21 protein-coding genes and 1 pseudogene are annotated in these 16993 nt (G+C 60.6%); 10 read left to right on the forward strand and 12 right to left on the reverse strand.

The genetic code is table 11. From position 1 onward, the window contains the following. Positions 1–4 precede the first annotated feature (4 nt). The 4 genes from GKIL_RS16030 to GKIL_RS16045 all read right to left on the reverse strand — a co-directional run bounded on the left by GKIL_RS16030 (position 5) and on the right by GKIL_RS16045 (position 3951). Positions 5–1222 (reverse strand): efflux RND transporter periplasmic adaptor subunit, encoded by a 1218-nt coding sequence (locus GKIL_RS16030; protein WP_187293830.1) that lies wholly within the window; start codon positions 1220–1222, stop codon positions 5–7. A gap of 83 nt (positions 1223–1305) precedes the next feature. Continuing rightward, entirely contained in the window at positions 1306–2247 is a 942-nt protein-coding gene (locus tag GKIL_RS16035) for a hypothetical protein (protein WP_023174811.1), read from the reverse strand. A gap of 76 nt (positions 2248–2323) precedes the next feature. Further along, positions 2324–3313, reverse strand: a complete 990-nt coding sequence (locus tag GKIL_RS16040; protein ID WP_023174813.1) for a nucleotidyl transferase AbiEii/AbiGii toxin family protein — start codon at positions 3311–3313, stop codon at positions 2324–2326. Between the two features lie 23 nt (positions 3314–3336). Then, the gene (locus GKIL_RS16045) at positions 3337–3951 is read right to left on the reverse strand and encodes a type IV toxin-antitoxin system AbiEi family antitoxin domain-containing protein (RefSeq protein WP_023174814.1); all 615 of its coding nucleotides are present in this window, start codon (positions 3949–3951) and stop codon (positions 3337–3339) included. A gap of 201 nt (positions 3952–4152) precedes the next feature. Between GKIL_RS16045 and GKIL_RS16050 the strand changes: the two genes are divergently transcribed. Further along, a complete protein-coding gene (locus tag GKIL_RS16050; protein ID WP_023174815.1) occupies positions 4153–4575 on the forward strand; it encodes a GNAT family N-acetyltransferase in 423 nt (140 codons plus the stop codon). Here the strand turns inward: GKIL_RS16050 and def are convergent. The 4 genes from def to GKIL_RS16070 are packed head-to-tail and all read right to left on the reverse strand — an operon-like array spanning position 4572 to position 6877. Then, positions 4572–5081: a peptide deformylase gene (gene def / locus GKIL_RS16055; protein ID WP_023174816.1), complete on the reverse strand. Its 510-nt coding sequence runs from the start codon at positions 5079–5081 to the stop codon at positions 4572–4574. The genes GKIL_RS16050 and def overlap by 4 nt on opposite strands. After that, on the reverse strand, positions 5078–6220 hold the full coding sequence (gene carA, locus GKIL_RS16060; RefSeq protein WP_023174817.1) for a glutamine-hydrolyzing carbamoyl-phosphate synthase small subunit: 1143 nt from the start codon (positions 6218–6220) through the stop codon (positions 5078–5080). Before carA ends, def begins: the two co-directional genes overlap by 4 nt. Before the next feature lie 42 nt (positions 6221–6262). Then, positions 6263–6499 carry an NAD(P)H-quinone oxidoreductase subunit O gene (gene ndhO, locus GKIL_RS16065; RefSeq protein WP_023174818.1) on the reverse strand — a complete coding sequence of 79 codons (237 nt, stop codon included), beginning with the start codon at positions 6497–6499 and terminating at the stop codon, positions 6263–6265. 57 nt (positions 6500–6556) lie between these two features. Continuing rightward, on the reverse strand, positions 6557–6877 hold the full coding sequence (locus tag GKIL_RS16070; RefSeq protein WP_023174819.1) for an HU family DNA-binding protein: 321 nt from the start codon (positions 6875–6877) through the stop codon (positions 6557–6559). 80 nt (positions 6878–6957) lie between these two features. Here GKIL_RS16070 and GKIL_RS16075 point away from each other — a divergent pair, with 80 nt between their 5' ends. From GKIL_RS16075 to gatC, 7 genes are all read left to right on the forward strand, one after another. Beyond that, positions 6958–7857: an alpha/beta fold hydrolase gene (locus GKIL_RS16075; protein WP_187293831.1), complete on the forward strand. Its 900-nt coding sequence runs from the start codon at positions 6958–6960 to the stop codon at positions 7855–7857. Positions 7858–7863: 6 nt separating this feature from the next. Then, positions 7864–8343 (forward strand): 2-C-methyl-D-erythritol 2,4-cyclodiphosphate synthase, encoded by a 480-nt coding sequence (gene ispF / locus GKIL_RS16080; RefSeq protein WP_023174821.1) that lies wholly within the window; start codon positions 7864–7866, stop codon positions 8341–8343. Positions 8344–8531: 188 nt separating this feature from the next. Next, entirely contained in the window at positions 8532–8909 is a 378-nt protein-coding gene (locus tag GKIL_RS22890; RefSeq protein WP_187293832.1) for a BON domain-containing protein, read from the forward strand. A 71-nt stretch (positions 8910–8980) separates the two neighbouring features. After that, entirely contained in the window at positions 8981–9751 is a 771-nt protein-coding gene (locus tag GKIL_RS16090) for a M48 family metallopeptidase (protein WP_023174823.1), read from the forward strand. Continuing rightward, a complete protein-coding gene (locus GKIL_RS22895) occupies positions 9748–10239 on the forward strand; it encodes a DUF2127 domain-containing protein (protein ID WP_023174825.1) in 492 nt (163 codons plus the stop codon). Before GKIL_RS16090 ends, GKIL_RS22895 begins: the two co-directional genes overlap by 4 nt. A 75-nt stretch (positions 10240–10314) precedes the next feature. Beyond that, positions 10315–10920 carry a hypothetical protein gene (locus tag GKIL_RS16100; RefSeq protein WP_023174826.1) on the forward strand — a complete coding sequence of 202 codons (606 nt, stop codon included), beginning with the start codon at positions 10315–10317 and terminating at the stop codon, positions 10918–10920. A 51-nt stretch (positions 10921–10971) separates the two neighbouring features. After that, complete coding sequence (gene gatC, locus GKIL_RS23770) at positions 10972–11256, forward strand: Asp-tRNA(Asn)/Glu-tRNA(Gln) amidotransferase subunit GatC (RefSeq protein ID WP_023174827.1); 285 nt, start codon at positions 10972–10974, stop codon at positions 11254–11256. Between the two features lie 99 nt (positions 11257–11355). On the opposite strand, the pseudogene GKIL_RS16105 reads toward gatC, so the two are convergent. Beyond that, positions 11356–12120 (reverse strand): annotated as a pseudogene (locus tag GKIL_RS16105) (undecaprenyl-diphosphate phosphatase); the annotation flags it as partial. 296 nt (positions 12121–12416) lie between these two features. Here GKIL_RS16105 and GKIL_RS16110 point away from each other — a divergent pair. After that, positions 12417–13193: a fatty acid desaturase gene (locus GKIL_RS16110; RefSeq protein ID WP_041244006.1), complete on the forward strand. Its 777-nt coding sequence runs from the start codon at positions 12417–12419 to the stop codon at positions 13191–13193. A gap of 14 nt (positions 13194–13207) precedes the next feature. Here the strand turns inward: GKIL_RS16110 and GKIL_RS16115 are convergent, their stop codons facing one another. Beyond that, positions 13208–14299 carry a saccharopine dehydrogenase family protein gene (locus GKIL_RS16115; RefSeq protein WP_041244896.1) on the reverse strand — a complete coding sequence of 364 codons (1092 nt, stop codon included), beginning with the start codon at positions 14297–14299 and terminating at the stop codon, positions 13208–13210. 298 nt (positions 14300–14597) lie between these two features. Between GKIL_RS16115 and GKIL_RS16120 the strand changes: the two genes are divergently transcribed. Then, on the forward strand, positions 14598–15458 hold the full coding sequence (locus GKIL_RS16120) for a hypothetical protein (RefSeq protein ID WP_023174831.1): 861 nt from the start codon (positions 14598–14600) through the stop codon (positions 15456–15458). Positions 15459–15469: 11 nt separating this feature from the next. Here GKIL_RS16120 and GKIL_RS16125 read toward each other — a convergent pair whose 3' ends face one another. Beyond that, positions 15470–16198, reverse strand: coding sequence for a cytochrome c biogenesis protein CcdA (locus GKIL_RS16125; protein ID WP_023174832.1), 729 nt, complete (start codon positions 16196–16198; stop codon positions 15470–15472). Positions 16199–16208: 10 nt separating this feature from the next. Next, positions 16209–16748, reverse strand: a complete 540-nt coding sequence (locus tag GKIL_RS16130; RefSeq protein ID WP_023174833.1) for a thioredoxin domain-containing protein — start codon at positions 16746–16748, stop codon at positions 16209–16211. Positions 16749–16993 lie beyond the last annotated feature (245 nt).

Genomic DNA, 16993 nt, shown 5'->3' on the forward strand with positions numbered 1-16993 from the left:
GTTTTCAGGATTTGAGCAGTTCAGACTTGAGAACGAAACCACCTTCGACGACGATCGCATCGCCGGGCTTGAGGCCACTGCGCACCTCGACGTACTGACCGGCGCGGCTACCGACCGTGACACTCCGAGGCCGAAAGCGGGTCGCCGACTCGCGCACAAAGACGATCTGTTTGCCTGCGACTTCGTAGAGGGCTTTATCAGGAATGGCGAGCACCTCGCGGCTGGCAGATCCCAGGTCCACCTCCGCCTGCACGAGCATTCCGGGCTTGAGCTGGCGTCCGCGATTGGGGATGACGACGCGCACATCGGCGGTCCGCGTCTGGGGATCGAGCGCTTCGCTGATGCGCACGACTCGACCATTGACATCCCTATTGCTCAGGCCGCGCACGGTAAAGCGGACACTATCGCCCACCCGCAACCGGCCCAGTTCAGACTGGAAGACCTTGAGCACCACCCAGACTTCCGAAAGATCCGAGATCGAAAACAGCGCCTCCCCCGGCTGCACCACCTGGCCGACGCGCGCTTTGCGCTGGATGATCCGCCCGTCGGTGGCGCTTCTGGCGTAGAGCCTGGGGGTGATGTCGCCCTGGTTAATCTCCTGATTGGTCATGCCAAAGGCGAGCAGGCGCGCCTTCGCCGCGTCGATGGCCGCCTGGGCAGCGGCAAAATCGGCCTGGGCGCTCGCCAGTTGAGCCTGGGCTTCCTGCTTTTCGCGCTCGGAACTGATGCCCCGACCAAACAGGTAGCTCTCGCGCTCGCTCTGGCGGCGGGCGGCGATCAACCGCGCCTGTGAGGCGAGCAGACGCGATTTTGCCGAGAGCAAATCCGCCTTTGCCGTCCCCAGTTCGCTGCTGGTAAGTACCGCCAGCACCTGCCCCCGGTCTACCGAATCGCCAATATCGACATTGATCTGTTGCACGCGGGAGGACACCGGCATCGAGACGGTGCCGGAGCGGTTGGCTGCCTCCTCGATCGAAGCCGGGAAGACCTTGCGCTCCAGTAAGCGGCGGCGAGCGACGGTCTGAACCTGGATGCCCTGGTTGCGCACCGCCTCGGCAGAAAGCTCGATCGCCCCTTCTGGCTGACCGGCAGCGACCTGGCCGCTCGTCGCGGCAATCGCTACTTGTTGCTGACTTTGATCGGACACTTCGGAGTGACCGCACGCTCCCAGTAGCAGCGCCAGAACCCCGACAATTGTCCCGCCAGTCAGGCTTTTGCTCACGATCATCCCCCTGAGCGCGTAAAACTCACATTCTCCCAATGTACAGTGGCACTGTTTGTTTTACAAGAATTTACACGCCGGGCTTAGTTGTCGCCTGCGCCGTCCGCCGGGCTCTCAGCGGACAGATTGAGGGTGTAGTTGCCTTCCTGAGCGGGCAGGCGTTCGACGCGGACGTAGTAATCTCCGGCCACCAGCGGCTGGGTAATCGCTTCGCCGATGCCGGTGCGTTTGCTGGTGGCGAGCGTCTCGCCGTTGCTGTCGAGCAAAACGGCGCGGGCGGCATCGCTGTCGAGCAAAAGATTCAGGGTGCTGTCGCGGTGAAGGGCAAAGCGCAAAAAGTCCTGGGGGTCCGCCTCCCCTACCCAGTCGCGGTATTTCTCGCTAGAGCGGCCCAGCCGACCAATATCGCGGGCTGTGCCCGGCGTATCGTCCTCGCGCCGCGAGGCAATCGACTGGACGGACAGGCTCAGGTGATAGCTCGTCTCCCGCTGTTCCTTCGCCTTGATCCAGAGGTAGTACGTGCCTGCTTTGAGGCTGTGCTGCAGCGCTTCGCCGGTCGGGGTGCTGTGGGTCTCAGTGAGGGGGTTGCTGTTGCTGTCGAGCAGTACAGCGTGGATGGCATCGCCATCGACCAGCAGGTTGAGCGTGCCGGTCTGCTCAAGCGCGATGCGATAAAAAGCACCCTTAACGCCGCGTTCGAGTTTGCCGTCAAAACTCTGTTCGTCCCCGTCGAGTCCCTCGACCAGGACCGCCGTTCCCAGAGTGTGGCCTTCGCTCGTCGCGACCGGAGCGGGCGGAGGGGGCAGCGGGGGCGGGGGCAGCATCTTGGCGGGGGCATCGTCGCGCTCACTGCAGGTGGCATTGACGACCCGGCAGAGCTGCGAGAAGACCTGGCCCAAAACCGGGAGCTTGACGAGGGAAGGTCCCCACCAGTTGAGTACCAGTCCGAGGGCCACCGTCGCCGCCAGACCGGCGGAAGCTCGAAACCACACCTGCTCGTCCAGCCGCTTCTTTACTCCAGACATCGCTTGAGCGCCCAGCCGCTACGTTAGCTAGCCTACTCCCAGCCGGGCTTAAGCTGGTAGCCCCAGCGAGCATCTATCAACTACTGCCTTGCGTGTTTGAGCTGGAATCTAGAGAGTTTGAAGGGCACTCCGGTTCCTGGTGGGAGGCTGCTGCGGGTACGGACAACCAACTGCCACTGCATTCCCATCTTCCTCTGAACACTTTTTCTTCCGCGCAGGCTTGGTAAACCGGCGCGATGAAGTTTGTAATTTGTGCAACCACCTGAGCAAGGGGAGTCCTTGGTAGCTGCATCGGATTGCGTTTGAGGAACGCATCCCACTGTTTCAATTTCCTCTCGTCACGACAGAACTGATCCGAGAGCCCTTCGGGTAGCTCACAGTCAAACGCTCGCCTCCGCCTATTGAATGTCGTCGCCAGCGCCTTTGCCAGGTTTTCACCGTCAAAATTGAAAATTTGCTGTAGAAACCAGAGGTCGTAGTAATCTTTCATGCGGCTATTATCCAGGCCACGCCTTACAATTGTTTCAAACTTTTCTGCAACGACTGTTTCTGGAGGGTACATCTTCAATTTGGGACTGGTTAATCCCTGAAGCAGCGATGGATATTCCGCGACCTGCGGCGCGGGAGATACAGCGTCTCCTACTCCAATGTCGAACTGGATATGCAGCTTGGCCTGCTCAAGTTTCGCTTCTATTAAGAGTCGAACGCCCCCGTATTCCTGATCCTCTTTGATAAGTTCTGTTGTGATCGTAGCGGAATCAAAGACGAGTCCATCTGGTTCAAGGTCCATCTTGCAGAGTTCTTGAAAAATTCCAACCAATACCTCGGGGCTTGCATCCCCGTAGGCCAGCATGTCTGCATCTCGCGTGGGGCGGTAAGTGTCCTTTGCCCACAGTGAAACAAGCAGTCCGCCTTTAAGAACAAAGCGATCGACATGACTGGAGTTGCTGAGACGAAAAAGTACCCTTTCCAGCCCGTACCGCTCAAGCACGAGATTAAAGTCTTCTTTCCGCTCTTTAGCCAGGGCAAGCAAGCGCATTCGCACCGAGGCAGCCATGTTCTTCATCGCCACGTATCTTTTCGCCGGATTTAGAGTGTTTCGAGAATAGTTTCTAGATACGGAGCCATCACCTTTGCTACGCGACATATTTGCGCATATCGGCGAATTTCTACCGGCGATGCAAGGCGTTTTCTTAGGCAATCTCGGAGGGCTTCGATTGCCACGTCTATTCCCACTCTGTTGCGGAACTTGAAGCAATCCGCGACGGTTCTAGCAGCGCTGGTAATGCGTACCGGGACACCTTCAATGCGGTGCTCTTCTACTCCCTCCTGCAGGCAGATATCGGCCATGCGCACCACTTCAAGCTGGATTTCGGATGTCTTTGGTGGTTTCCCATCCTGTTTGATAGCAAACCACACTCGGGCAGGCTGCTGAGTTGTCAGACGATGGAAGCTCAGCGCTGACAGTAAACAGACTACCCCCTGTGGGGAGCGAAAGGCTGGTTCAACAAAACTGTGGAACTGCGATGGGGGAACAGAGATGTTCCTCCAGATTCCCTTGCCTACGGGCGCGATGGCATTTTGCTGTTGCAGTGTTTTGAGCAGCGTTTTGCGGCTCTTCTGTCCGCGCACCTGTGAAGAGCGTACAAGGGCGGTGTGTGAAATTCTCCTGCTCTCTGGCCCCTGCTGTCTGGCTTTTGCCATATTGATACTTCCAGCTCATCCCGTAGTTATAACAAAGTACGGAGTCAGTGGGAAGCACGAGTCCGTTGGATCTATAATCTACAGTGCTTCCAGCCATTGAGAGCTTGGTGCCTGGTAGAGAGGAAGCAGGCCAAGGTTCTTTGTCTCTTAAGTAGTGGGTATAGACCGGATAGGATCGGGCTGTTTGCCTCAAGAGTACTCATGTCAGGCGCAATCACAATCCAGGACAATCCCGACCAGGCTGAGCTAGACGCGTTGTACGGCCAGCTAAGAGCGTACAACGCCCCTTATATCGGCGAGGCCACCCCCGAACGGCTCGCTGTCGTCTTAAAGGACGATCAGGGGCAGCTAGCAGGCGGCGTACACGCCTCCACTGCCCTGGGTTGGCTGGATGTCTACCAACTCTGGGTGCGCGCCGATCTGCGCGGTCAGGGTTACGGCAAGGCGCTGATGCAAGCAGTCGAGCAGGCGGCCCGCGAACGCGGCTGCACCCAGGTGCTCCTTGATACCTTTAGCTTTCAGGCTCCCGGCTTTTACCAGAAGCTGGGCTATCAGATCGTCGCGGTGCTGGAGTACGGCGAGCACCACCGCTACTTGCTTAAAAAGAACCTGAACGCCGTCTAACTGGTGCCGCTGGCAGCGGGGGCAGCAAGCTGGGCCTCGCGATCGACGATCAAGATGCCATCGAGGTGATCGATCTCGTGCTGGAGGATGCGGGCGAGAAATCCTTCTGCGATAAACGTCACCGGTTCACCCTCGCGGTCAAAGGCGCTCAGCTCAATCCACTCGGGTCGGTTGAGATTGATGCGCCGCTCCGGCACACTCAGGCACCCCTCCTCGCAGGCGACGGTCTTGTCTGCAGATCGCAGGATAACCGGGTTGATCCAGATCTGCAGCGGCACCGTCTCGCGATCTGGATAGCGGGGGTTGGCGTTGCACTCGGCGGCCACCACCCGGATCGAGCGAAACACCTGGGGGCCAGAAAGGCCCACCCCGCTCGCCGAGCGCATCGTCTCGACAAAATCATCCAGAAAGGTTTGAAAGGCGGGTGTGCGGATCTGTTCGATGGGCACCGGCTGGGCGGCCAGGTGCAGGATCGGCTCTCCTACCTGGGCAATGGGCAGAATCACGCCTCTACCTCCTGCTTTTCGCGCATCAGCTGGGCGAACTGGGCAAACAGATAGTCAGCATCGTGGGGGCCGGGGCTTGCCTCCGGATGATACTGCACCGAGAAGACCGGCAGCGTCCGGTGGCGAAAGCCCTCGACGGTACGGTCGTTGAGGTTGACGTGGGTAATTTCGATGTCAGCCCCGGCGAGCGAATCGGCATCGACGGCAAAGCCGTGGTTCTGGCTTGTGATCTCGACGCGATCGTTGGCGCGGGCGGGCTGGTTGAGGCCGCGATGGCCAAACTTGAGCTTGTAAGTGCGTCCCCCCAGGGCCAGGGCCAGAATCTGGTGGCCGAGGCAGATACCGAACATCGGTTTTTGAGCAGCGAGCAGCTGCTGGACCGTCTCGATGCCGTAATGCACCGCCGCCGGGTCGCCGGGCCCGTTAGAAAGAAAGATACCGTCGGGTTGGTACGCCAGGATCGCATCGGCGCTGGCGGTGGCGGGGACGACGGTAACTTCGCAGCCGTAGCTTGTGAGGCGGCGCAGGATATTGTGCTTGATGCCAAAGTCGATGGCGACGACCCGCAGGGGCCGTTCGATTGTCGGCGCGTCCGTCGCCAGCCAGCCGGAGCCGGAGGGATCCTCCCAGGTGTAGGGAGCCGCAGCTGTCACCTCAGGAACCAGATCCAGCCCCTGCATCGCCGGTTGCTCCCGCAGGCGGGCCAGCAGTTGCTCGCTCGTCAGCTCAGTCGAGATTGCCCCGTTCATCGCTCCCTGGCTGCGCAGGCGGCGGGTGAGCGCACGGGTGTCGATACCGGCGATGCCGACGATGCCGTGCTGGGCAAGCCATTCACTCAAGCTCTGGGTGGCGCGCCAGGAACTGGGCCGCCTGGCGACGTTGTGAGCGATCACCCCCTGCACCTGGGGACGGCTCGATTCGATATCTTCCGGATTAATCCCGGTGTTGCCCAGTTCTGGATAGGTAAAGGTGACGATCTGACCGCAGTAGCTCGGGTCTGTGATCACTTCTTGATAACCGGTCATGCCGGTGTTGAAGACCACCTCGCCGGTGGTGGTGCCGGTGGCACCGAAGGACCAGCCGTCGAAGGCCGTTCCATCCGCGAGTACCAGCCGCGCCCCTATGCGCGAAGCTTCCATCTACCGCCCCCTTGCACTGTCTCTAAGCTAGCAGATGGGCTTTTAACCTTCCGCTGGGGCCGCCGCTCCCACCTCGACCAGTTGATCGAGCCTGAGCCAGATAGGAGGAGTGGGCACTGCGCCGAACTTGATGAAGGCGTAGTCGCCGCGCAGATCGAGCACTTCGCCGTCGGTCTCAAACAAGTACGGCGGCCAGAGCGGATCGCTTGCCAGAGCTTCTATGCTGTTGTCGAGTTTTTCGCGCACGGCGCGCACGAGTACGCCCTTTTTGATCGGCATCGCAGTCCTTCCACTTCCACTGAATCTCCAAAGTAACCGCATTTTGCCAACTGTGAGCTAGAGGCGGCTCTCGGGCAGGGCGAGCGATTGGAGACGTTCGCGCAGGCTCTGGGCGGGAGTAAAAATAACGTTCCAGGCCGCTGGAACGGCAACCGGCTTGCCGGTGCGCGGATGGATGTTCGTGCGGGCTGCCCGCCGCCGCACCTGAAAACTGCCGAAGCCGGAGAGCTTGACAGCGCGGCCCCGACCCAATGCTTCGCTCATCACCTCGATCGCCGCCTCGATCGCCGCTGCGGCGGTCTTCTGGGTCAGGCCATCGACGCGCTGCGCCATCTGCTGAAGGAGCTGCTGGCGATTGAGGGGTTCTGGGTGATTCATAAGAATAATACCGACGGAAACAAAAAAGTGGCCAGGTTATGAGACCGGACCACTTATTTTTAGCTTGGGTGGGGAGGCGCATGGACCCAATGCACTGCATAGTGCTGGATCTCCTGGCGCGGTTCTGTGTTGCAGACTACAGCTACGCTAGGCTGAGGGGAGAAAAAGCGACAGCACGGGGGGGAGAGCTGGCTTATTCCTGTATCGAACAGTTTCAACAGTGGAACGGCGTTTCCATCTACAGCCAGATCGCTGGTCGCGGTCTACCGGTTTACCTGTTGCATAGCCTGGGGGGCACTGCCCGGCACTGGCAGTTTACGATGCCCGCCCTGGCTGCCGCCAATTGTCGCGTCACGGCCATCGATCTACCCGGTCATGGCCGCTCGGGACTGAGCGAAGGGAGTCTCACTCCCCGCCGGATGGGCGCGGATCTGGCCCGATCGCTCTCCTCCCCAGCTGTCCTGGTCGGCAACAGCCTGGGCGGCTGGGTGGCGCTGCAGGCGTACCTGCACCGCCCGGATCGAGTCCTGGGGATCTGTCTGGTGGCGAGCGCCGGGCTGGCGGGAATGCCCGTTCGCCCGCCGAAGCTCAGACTTGCCCCTGGCGCGTCGAACCTGCTGGAGATGCTGCTCGCCTCGGTCTTTCACCATCCGGAGCGCATCGACCCGCTCGTGCAGCAGAGTGTGCTGGGTGGGATCGCCGCTCCGGCTCTGCTGCGCCTTGCCCCCGAGGGAACGCTCAGCCCCGCCGATCTAAGGCGCGTCCGCTGTCCGGTCCTGATTCTCTGGGGTGAGAACGATCAGATCCTGCCGGTGCATTGGGCCGAGTCCTTCGCTCGCCATCTGGGCGCTTACAAAAAAACGATTTTGCCAGACTGCGGTCACCTGCCCCAGATCGAGTGTGCGGAGCGCTTCAACCGCGAGCTGATTGCCTTCACCGGGGTCTTTCAGAGTGCTACTCTAAACCCGGCATCGCAATAAGCTTCTATGCGCATCGGCAACGGCTACGACTTTCACCGCCTGGTCGAGGGACGGCAGCTCGTCCTGGGGGGCATCGAGATTCCCTATCACCTGGGTCTGTTGGGCCACAGCGACGCGGACCTGCTCACCCACGCGATCACCGACGCCCTGCTGGGTGCCGCCTGCCTCGGCGATATCGGCCAGCACTTTCCGCCCGGCGAGCCGCGCTGGAAGAACGTCTCCAGCCTGCTGTTGCTCTCAAAGGTGCTGGAGTTGGTGCGCGAGAAGCACTACCGGCCCGTCAACGTCGATGCGGTGGTGGTGGCGGAGCGGCCCAAACTTGCTCCCCACATCCCGGCGATGCGTACCAGTCTCAGCAGCGCCCTGGATCTGCCCCTCGACCGGGTGAGTGTCAAGGCGACCACCAGCGAGGGCCTCGGCCCCATCGGCGAAGGGCTGGCGATGGCCTGCTACGCGGTCGTGCTGCTGGAAGAAGAGGCTAAGTGAGCCGTCGGCCCTTCCTTCACGATGAGATTGGCTTATCAGTATCGACTGCGCCCCACTGGGGCGCGCAGATTGAGGGTCAGGGGTAGGTCACATTTTCTATAGTGGGTAGAAGGTAGTTCATCCTGACAGGTAAGGCGATGCAAGTTGCTTTTTCCCTCCCACGTTTTACAGTTCTGGTTTTTGGACTGATGATTCTGGCCGGTTGTGCGCCCAATACCGAGAGCCGCACCTCAGCAGAGCGCTCGCTCGAATACGCCAACAAGTCCGTCGAGGAAGCGGGCCGGGCCGTCAGTGCCCAGACCCGCGAGGCGACCGATACCGTCAACCGCAAGCTGGACGATGCCAAAGTCAGCGCCGGCGATGCGGGACTCACCGCCAAGGTCAAGAGCATCCTTGCTGCCGACCCGCTCGTACACGACTTCTCGATCGATGTGCAGAGCAACCGGGGCATCGTCACCCTGAGGGGCGAGGTCAAAAGCGACGCCCTGCGCCGCCGCATCCTCGAAGACGCCCAGTCCGTTGATGGCGTGATGCAGGTGAACGATCAGCTGACGGTAAAAAGTTAAGTCCAGAAGCATGTAGCGCTTCTGGCGCGCAGGTGTTTTAATCTCCAGCAGATTTAGCTACTGACAAAACCATGGGCAAGGGTTTGCTTCCCGCTTTGCTGCTTGCTGCCACCGTTACCCTCGCCCTCCCTGCTCCCGCTGTGCTGGCCCAGGGGGGTGTCCTGGAGAATTTGCTGCAAGCTTTTACCCTCTCCAGCCTCTCCGATCGCCAGGAAGTCCAGCTCGGCAGTGAGATCAACCGCCAACTGGTCCGCTCCGGCCAGATCCGGCTGGTTCCTGCCAGTGCGGCTCTCAGGCGGGTGCAGGATGTCGCTGCGGTAGTTGCCCAGGCGAGTGATCGGCCCAACATTCCTTACACTGTCCAGGTCGTCGCCGACAAGTCGATCAACGCCTTTGCAACGATGGGCGGCTACGTCTACGTCACCACGGGGCTACTGCGGGCAGTAGATAACGACGCACAACTGGCCGGGGTGCTGGCCCACGAAATGGGCCACATCGCCGCCAAGCACGCCCTGCGCCAGATGAAGGACGCAGCAATCACCCAGGCCGGTGAGGCGGCCCTGGGCCTTGAGCACAGCGCCCTGGTCAACATCGGCGCAAAGCTCTTTTTTTTGCGCTACAGCCGCGCCGACGAGTACGAGGCTGACCGGCGGGGACTCTTCACCCTGGCGCGTACCCCTTATCCGCCGCGCTCGCTGCCGGATTTTTTGCGCAAACTGGAGAATCTGCCCTCCAATCCCGAATTTCTCTCCTCGCACCCAAGTCCGCCGAACCGGGTAAAAAAGCTGGAGCAATTGATCGCCCAGTACCACCTCGATCGCAACAACGGAGGCCGCCTGTGACCACCGTGGCCAACCGCCCCCTGGGCACGTTTCTCATCGCCCTCCACAAACTGATCTGGGGCGTTGTGCTCGTTTTTTTGGCTCTCGGCGTCGAGGTTTTGCGCTTCAAGGGCATCAACCAACCGATCCAGTTCGTGCTCTCGGAACTGGGGATCTCCGCCCGCAGCCACATCTGGACGCTCCTGGTCGGGCTGTTGCCTTCGGTCGATGGGACCCAGCTCAAGCGGGTGGGCGTCTTTTTGTTCGTCTATTCGGCGGTGACGCTCATAGAAGGCTGGGGGGTCTGGGAGGGCAAGCGCTGGGTCGAGATTTTCCTGGTGCTGGAGACGGCTGCGCTTTTGCCCGTTGAGCTTGTCGAACTGGTTAAAAAGTTTTCGTTCGGTAAGGTGGCGCTGTTACTCATCAACCTCTTCGTCGTCGTCTATCTTGGCTGGTCCCTCTGGCGCAAGTGGCAGCAAGAAAAGAAAAAAGACCGCCCGGCCCAGTGAATAAAAATCGCCATCTGAGCGCCACAGAGCCGTGCTAGCGTGATTTACAGTCCCCCTCAGTGCAGGAGGTGAGCGATGAAGAGTTATCTACAGGCTGGTCTTTCTTTGCTGTTTGCGGCGATGCTTTCAGGGCCGTCTGCCCTGGCGCAGACAGCGACCAGTTCAACGCCAAATGTTGTACCGGCGGGTACGACCTTTGAGGCCAAATTGCAGCAAGAAATCTCCACCGCCAACAACCACGACCAGGAGCGCTTTACGCTGCGGGAGAAAAATCCGCTCTTCGGGGGCAACCCGATTCTCAAAGATTCTCAGATCGAAGGGCACCTCGAAGGGGTGGTCAAGGCGGCAAAGGGCACCAGGGCCCAGCTGCATCTGGTCTTCGACGATATCGTGCTCACCAACGGTACCCGGTTGCCCCTCGACGCTTCGCTGGTCGATTCAAAGCTGGAGACCAAGACCAAAGGCACCTTTTTGCGCAACGCCGGGATCATCATCGGCGGTGCAGTGGCCGGTCATTACCTGGGCAAGGCTGCCCACGTTCCTCTAGGCGGTACGGGCGGCGCAGCGGCAGCGACGGCGGTCGTGCTCAACAGTCCCGGCGGCGAGGTGGTGATCAAGCGAGGAACTGTTCTCAAGCTCAAGCTCAATAGTCCCCTCGAAGCTGGGGCAGCCGCCCGGTAGGCAACGGCGAGATTGATATAATCCGAAAACCGATGCCCGAGCAAGACAGAGATGATCGACCGCGAACAGGTCAAAAAAGTCGCCGCCCTCGCCCGCCTCGAAATCAGCGAGCAGGAACAGGAGCTATTTACCCGACAGCTCTCATCGATCCTCGATTATGTGGCAGAACTACAGCAGGTCGATACCGAAGGCGTTGCGCCCACGACCCGCGCCATCGAGGTCAACAATGTCGTGCGGCCCGACCAGCTTGAACCCTGCGTCGAGCGCGAGCGCATTCTCGCGAACGCTCCCGAGCGCGAGGACGACTTTTTCCGCGTGCCCAGAATTATCGAGTAACGCGCTGGGAGTACTGGCCGGTTCGATGTTGGCGATCTTGCCCATCGCCAGCAGGGCGAGCAGGGCCGCGCCGAATAAAAAGCGATAAAGGATAAAGACGAGGGTCGATCGGGTCTGCAAGAACTTGAGCAGCCAGGCAATCGCCAGGTAGCTGAAGATCGTCGAGGAGATAAAGCCCACGATCACCGGCAGCGCTCCGCCGCTTCCGAGGCCGTCCTCGAACAGTTTCTTCAGTTCCAATAGACCGCTCAAAAAAATCGCCGGGATGGCGAGCAAAAAAGAAAAGCGAGCCCCCTCGGCGCGCTGAAAACCCAGCAACAGAGCGGCGGTGAGGGTGGAACCGGAGCGGGAGACGCCGGGGACGAGGGCCAGGGTCTGGGCGGTGCCGATAATCAGCCCATCCAGGATGCGGATGCCGGTGATCGTTCGCTTGCGGCTACCGACGACTTCTGCCAGCCAGAGCAGGGCCGCCATCACGATCGAGGCGACGGCAATCACGCTCAGCGCCCGCAACGGCGAATCGGGCGCTTCGAGGGTCTTTTTAAGGATCAGGCCCACAATTACGATCGGGATGGTGCCGAGGACAATGCTCCAGAAAAGCCGCACGTCCCGCGAGCGCGTATCGCCGGAGCGAAAGGCTTTCACCGTTCCGGTGACAATTTCTGTCAGATCTTTGCGGAAGTAGGTGAGCACTGCCAGCAGGCTGCCCAGCTGGATCACCGCCGAGTAGGCGGAGCCTGGATCGCCCCAGCCCAATAGCGCCGGTACCACCCGCAGATGGGCCGTGCTGCTGATGGGCAGGTACTCGGTGATCCCCTGCACAAAACCCAGCACAATCGCCTCAATGATACTGATCTGCTGCATATGGTTGCCCCACAACCGGCTCTACCCGGTAAGTCTTGCATCAGGTTAGCAGGGGCAGGTAACGGAATTGGTATCTTCAGGAGCCGGCAAAAAAAGTGGCGGGCGGCCAAAATCCTCAGGCCGCCCGCCATTGAGCCGATTCGGGCCAGAGATCTTCAGTGCGGCAGGGAACGGATCGCTACTCAAGGTAGACAGCAAGTTGCAAAGTGAAATCTTAGGATGCAAGCAGTAAGGCAACCAGGCGGCAGTATCCTGTGCGCGGGAGGTAAACAGACGCGGAAATGACAAATTTTTGTATGAGTAAATCTTTTATGCGACCCACAGCCGAACTGCGCAACAGGTACGTGGGGCTGCTCTGGGCAGGCACGATCGTTGCCGCCTGGTGCCTGAGTGCCGTGTCCCTGTTCTGGCTACCGGTGCATAAGCTGCCCATTCCCGCGATCGCCGGTGCAGTTTTGCTTAGAACCTTCTTGCACACGGGCCTGTTTATCACCGCCCACGATGCGATGCACAGAAGCGTCTGTACAACAAACCATCGTCTCAACGACCTGGTAGGCCGGTTGGCGGTTGCCCTGTACGCCTTTTTGCCCTACCGGGAACTGCTCGTCAAACACCAGCAACACCACCGCGCCCCGGCCACCGCCTCAGACCCGGATTACCACGACGGTAGACATACTGGCTTTGGGCAGTGGTATCTCAACTTTATGCAGGAGTACATGGCGGGCGAGCACGCCGTCCGGCAGCTTGTGGCTCTGGCTCTCCTGTGCGTCGGCTGCCTCTGGCTTCTGGCGGTACCGGCAATCAACCTGCTGCTGTTCTGGCTTTTGCCCCTGGTGCTCAGCTCGGTGCAGCTGTTTTATTTCGGCACCTACCTGCCCCACCGCCGTCCCCACGGCGGTTACCACAACCGTCACCGCGCCACCAGCAACCGCCTCTGTACGTTCTGGTCGTTCATCAGTTGCTACCACTTTGGCTACCACTGGGAGCACCACGAGTACCCCCAGGTGCCCTGGTACCACCTGCCGTCGCTGTTGGGTGCGGCACCCCGTCAGCAGTCAGCAGCCCGCTCGTAGTGCGGTTCGCCCGGTCAGTCCAGTTGGACGACGAGCCGGCGGTTTGTGACGATCTGCTCGAAGAGGGGGGTGCTCAGGGCTTCGTCTACCGTCCAGACGCCGGGCTTATTTACCTTGCCGTTCAGCATCAGTTCGGCCAGGCTGCCGGTGCCGATGCCGCAGACGACCGTCGTGTTGTGGTGGGAGAGGACGGCGGTGCGTAGGCTGCTCTGGCCATCCTTGATGCCACTCACCTGGGCGCGGATGCGCACGCCGACGCCGCTAAAAGCATCGGTGACGGCAGTCATCGCGTGGCTCACCTGGGAAAGAAATTCGACGACATCCGGGTTGGCGAACCAGTTTTTTGGAAAGCGCTCGGCGGCAAGGGCGGTGAGGTGGTTGTACAGGTCGGGCTCGACCCCGAACTTGGTAATCACCGAGCGCACCGAAAAGGTCTGGGCCAGGGTGTAGCTTTCGGGCATATCGAACCAGTAGACGTGGGCCGGTGTCTGGCCAAAGTAGACGGTCTCGCGCCCGCTGTAGGGTTCGACCTCCTGCCAGCGGCCATCGAGCCAGACTTTGAATGGATGCTGCAGCGCAAGAAAGGTCGTGCGCAGGACCGTCACCCCCGCTCCGCCGGAACCCTGCACGACGTAGCTCAGATGAATTGTCTCGGGCTGGTCGAGCTGTTCGGCAGCCTGGCGCACCATGCTGTTGGAGAGGCCCGGAAAGATGCCCGAGTTGACGATCGCTGTCACCCCGGCCTCCTGCGCCCGCTGCCTGAGGGCGAGCGCCCCGATGGTAAAGGCGCGGTTGTCGCTCACATCCAGATAGTTGACGCCCAGAGCGATGCAGCGCTCAAGAACAGAGGCATCTCGAAACTGAAAGGGACCGGCGCAGTGGATGACCAACTGGCTCTGGGCAATTGCCGTTTCAAGGGCCGCCCGGTCCTGCAGATCCAGCTGTTGAAAGCGGACCCGTGGTCCGAGGCGGCGGGCAAAGGCCGCCCCGGTTTTTTCGGAGCGGCCCGTGATCACCACCTCCGCCTGCGTGTAGGCGACGAGATCGGCGGCGACGCTGCTGCCGATTCGTCCCTGGCCTCCAAGAATGAGTACGTGTTCAGTCACCATCAAAAGCAGCTATATTCTTTCTTGATTAAACTTCGGCTTTTGACAATCTTCATCCACTCAGAGGTTGATCCCTGGCAGGTCGCTCTTCAATTGGGTAGGAGAAATAGCAGGGGATAGTATTCCGCAAAAGAGGCTCCAGAAGGATTTGCTCTTTTTGAAACTCCGTTTCTCGATTGCCTGAAGTCTCCCACCTGGGCGAGGCCAACCGCCGTGGGAAGAGAAGCGCTCCAGATATTTGCTGGACTTTTACGGATCAAACTGATAGATTGAGAACGGTTTGTCCCTGGAGGAATGCATGGCCGGCAACGAGAACGAGACGGGACTGGAGACCGAGCGGCGATCGCCGCTTCGGCCCTGGGTCGGCGCACCGCCCTGGATGAAGGAAGCACCCGAGCCCCTCAACCCCGACCCGGCAGACAACAAACCCGCCGGGGAGCAGCCTCCTGCCTTGCGTTCGGCCTCCCAGCCCTTCGGCGACGGTGAGACTGACACTGCACCGCCGCCTTTGCGGCCTGCTCCGGTTCCGCTCGAAGACGCAGACGACGCGCCACCCTTCAAGTCAGCTTCTGCCCCCTTTGGCGACAGCGATGAGCCCCAAACCCCCGACCTGCGCTCCGCCCCCCAGCCCTTCGACGACCAGGACGACGCGCCAGATTTCAAGCCCGCCGAGCAGCCATTCGGTGCAGCGGGCTTTATGGGCAGCGACATCGAGCAAGACCAGCAAGAAGCGTTCGCTAACTATTCCGGCTTCGACGGCTGGGATGGAGTGGGCGACGAGAACGGCTCCTATTCCGAAATGAGTGCCTTCGGTGCGGGCGATCCCCAGTTTCAAGATCCAGACGGCGAAGGTGAGCAGTCCGGCTTTGGCCCTGATTTTGAGCAAGATGGTCAGGCATTCTCCGATGCCTATTCAGACGAAAACTTTGGCGGCGATTACCAGGTCGCAGACAACCCGGACGACCAGGACCAGGACGATCAGGCTTTCGCGGACGGCTACGACAGCGGCTTTGGCGGCGATTATTCGGACAGCTATAACCAGGAGGGGGGCGCAGAGCAGTTCATCGCTGCCAGCGACGATTGTGACCAGGGTACGACGGACGATGGCGGCTACGGCTACGAGGGTGAGCTGGAAGATTATTCCGGTGACGCCGCTTAGGGCCGCTCCAGCTACCGGTGCAGCAGATTCAAGATGGCGATCGTGCCCGTAAAGATGAGCAGCACGCCGCTTGCCTGGTTGATCAGCCCCGACCAGCGCCTGAGCGAGAGCAACGCCTTGAGGGCACCAGTAAAGGCTCCGGCAAGAACGAGCGGCGTGGCGTGGCCCAGCGAGTAAGCAAAGAGCAAGCCGACGCCCACCAGCGGATTGCCGGTGGTCGAGACCCAACCGAGCAGGCTCAGCAGCACAGGCGTCGAACAGGGAGAGGCGACCAGGCCGAAGGTGAGCCCTGTGAGCAGGGACTTGAGCCACTGGGGAGTGTCCTTGTCGAAGTCGAAGCCCCCCCACTGCGGCAGGCGGATCGGGATGAGGCCCAGCAGGTTCAGCCCCATCAAGATCGCCAGTGCGCCCATGGCGATGAACCAGCCGGTGCCGACCTGGCCGTAGATCACCCCCGGCAGCGTCGCCACCAGGCCCAGGCTGGTCATCGTGACGGCCAGCCCCAGGGCAAACCAGGCCGACTGGATGAGCGATTCGCTGCGCGAGCGCGACTGGTAGCCGCCGATGTAGCCGATCGTCACCGGCAACATCGAAAGAATACAGGGTGTAAAGCTGGTGGCAAGGCCGATTGCGTACAGCAGCAAAAAGCTCAAAGGCGAGATCTGGCCCAGCTGGGCCTTTGCCAGTTGCTCGGCCCCCTGCTGCAACTGATAGAACCACAACTGCAAAGACTCGCTCAACGCTCCCTCGCTACGAGTGATCGGTAGGTTGCACGGCGCGTTTGGGCGGCGTGAAGGTGGAGGTGCGGCCAGGAGCCGCTGTCAGGCCGGGCAGTTGCCGTTCTCCCGCCACCAGAGCGCTCAGGTTGTCCGCTAAGACGGTCGAGGGCTGCAGACCGACCACCGACCCGAGGGGCCGCCCCCGGTCGTCTAAAAATGCGTAGTGGGGTATGCCGTAGACTTTGTACTGCTGCAGTTCGGGTAGCCAGCGGGGATTATCGACGTTGAGCATCACAAAGTTGGCCCGGCTGCCATAGCGCTCTTTGAGCTGAGCAATTACCGGGGCCATCGTCTGACAGCTGCTGCACCAATCGGCGTAGAACTCGACAAAGGTCGGCCTGCCGCTGGTGAGCGCCTGCTCGAGGGGCACCGCCGTCGTCGCCATCTGGGCCAGCGAGGGCGACTGGCTGCGCGAGGCAAAAAAGACGAGCACCGCGATCAGCACCGTCGCTACAGCGACAATGCCGTTGCGTATCCAGATGCCCATCCTGCTCCCAGAAGCCGTATCCATCGGCGCGCTCCTGCCTCTCCTCTTCCAGGTTACAGGATTGGCCACCTCCTTCGCTGGCCTTGAATTATGGACAAATGTCCGCTATAATAAGGACGTCGCCGCTCAAGAGGTGACCGCTACCGGCCCCAGATGCGGAGTGCGACCAGGTATTTTCTGATTTTTTGCGATTTGCGGTGCAGGCGATCTTGTAAAGCCCCGGTAGATTGTCTGCATTCGTTGCTTTCGACCGGCAGTTTCCCAGGCGG

The sequence above is a fragment of the Gloeobacter kilaueensis JS1 genome (genome assembly GCF_000484535.1).
Lineage (GTDB): Bacteria > Cyanobacteriota > Cyanobacteriia > Gloeobacterales > Gloeobacteraceae > Gloeobacter > Gloeobacter kilaueensis.

Bases quoted from the DNA above. Each gene is read 5' to 3' on its own strand.
- GKIL_RS16035 (WP_023174811.1), bottom strand. From the start codon at position 2,247: ATGTCTGGAGTAAAGAAGCGGCTGGACGAGCAGGTGTGGTTTCGAGCT.
- GKIL_RS16040 (WP_023174813.1), bottom strand. From the start codon at position 3,313: ATGAAGAACATGGCTGCCTCGGTGCGAATGCGCTTGCTTGCCCTGGCT.
- GKIL_RS16045 (WP_023174814.1), bottom strand. From the start codon at position 3,951: ATGGCAAAAGCCAGACAGCAGGGGCCAGAGAGCAGGAGAATTTCACAC.
- GKIL_RS16050 (WP_023174815.1), top strand. From the start codon at position 4,153: ATGTCAGGCGCAATCACAATCCAGGACAATCCCGACCAGGCTGAGCTA.
- carA (WP_023174817.1), bottom strand. From the start codon at position 6,220: ATGGAAGCTTCGCGCATAGGGGCGCGGCTGGTACTCGCGGATGGAACG.
- ndhO (WP_023174818.1), bottom strand. From the start codon at position 6,499: ATGCCGATCAAAAAGGGCGTACTCGTGCGCGCCGTGCGCGAAAAACTC.
- GKIL_RS16070 (WP_023174819.1), bottom strand. From the start codon at position 6,877: ATGAATCACCCAGAACCCCTCAATCGCCAGCAGCTCCTTCAGCAGATG.
- GKIL_RS16075 (WP_187293831.1), top strand. From the start codon at position 6,958: ATGGACCCAATGCACTGCATAGTGCTGGATCTCCTGGCGCGGTTCTGT.
- ispF (WP_023174821.1), top strand. From the start codon at position 7,864: ATGCGCATCGGCAACGGCTACGACTTTCACCGCCTGGTCGAGGGACGG.
- GKIL_RS22890 (WP_187293832.1), top strand. From the start codon at position 8,532: ATGATTCTGGCCGGTTGTGCGCCCAATACCGAGAGCCGCACCTCAGCA.
- GKIL_RS16090 (WP_023174823.1), top strand. From the start codon at position 8,981: ATGGGCAAGGGTTTGCTTCCCGCTTTGCTGCTTGCTGCCACCGTTACC.
- GKIL_RS16100 (WP_023174826.1), top strand. From the start codon at position 10,315: ATGAAGAGTTATCTACAGGCTGGTCTTTCTTTGCTGTTTGCGGCGATG.
- gatC (WP_023174827.1), top strand. From the start codon at position 10,972: ATGATCGACCGCGAACAGGTCAAAAAAGTCGCCGCCCTCGCCCGCCTC.
- GKIL_RS16110 (WP_041244006.1), top strand. From the start codon at position 12,417: ATGAGTAAATCTTTTATGCGACCCACAGCCGAACTGCGCAACAGGTAC.
- GKIL_RS16120 (WP_023174831.1), top strand. From the start codon at position 14,598: ATGGCCGGCAACGAGAACGAGACGGGACTGGAGACCGAGCGGCGATCG.
- GKIL_RS16130 (WP_023174833.1), bottom strand. From the start codon at position 16,748: ATGGATACGGCTTCTGGGAGCAGGATGGGCATCTGGATACGCAACGGC.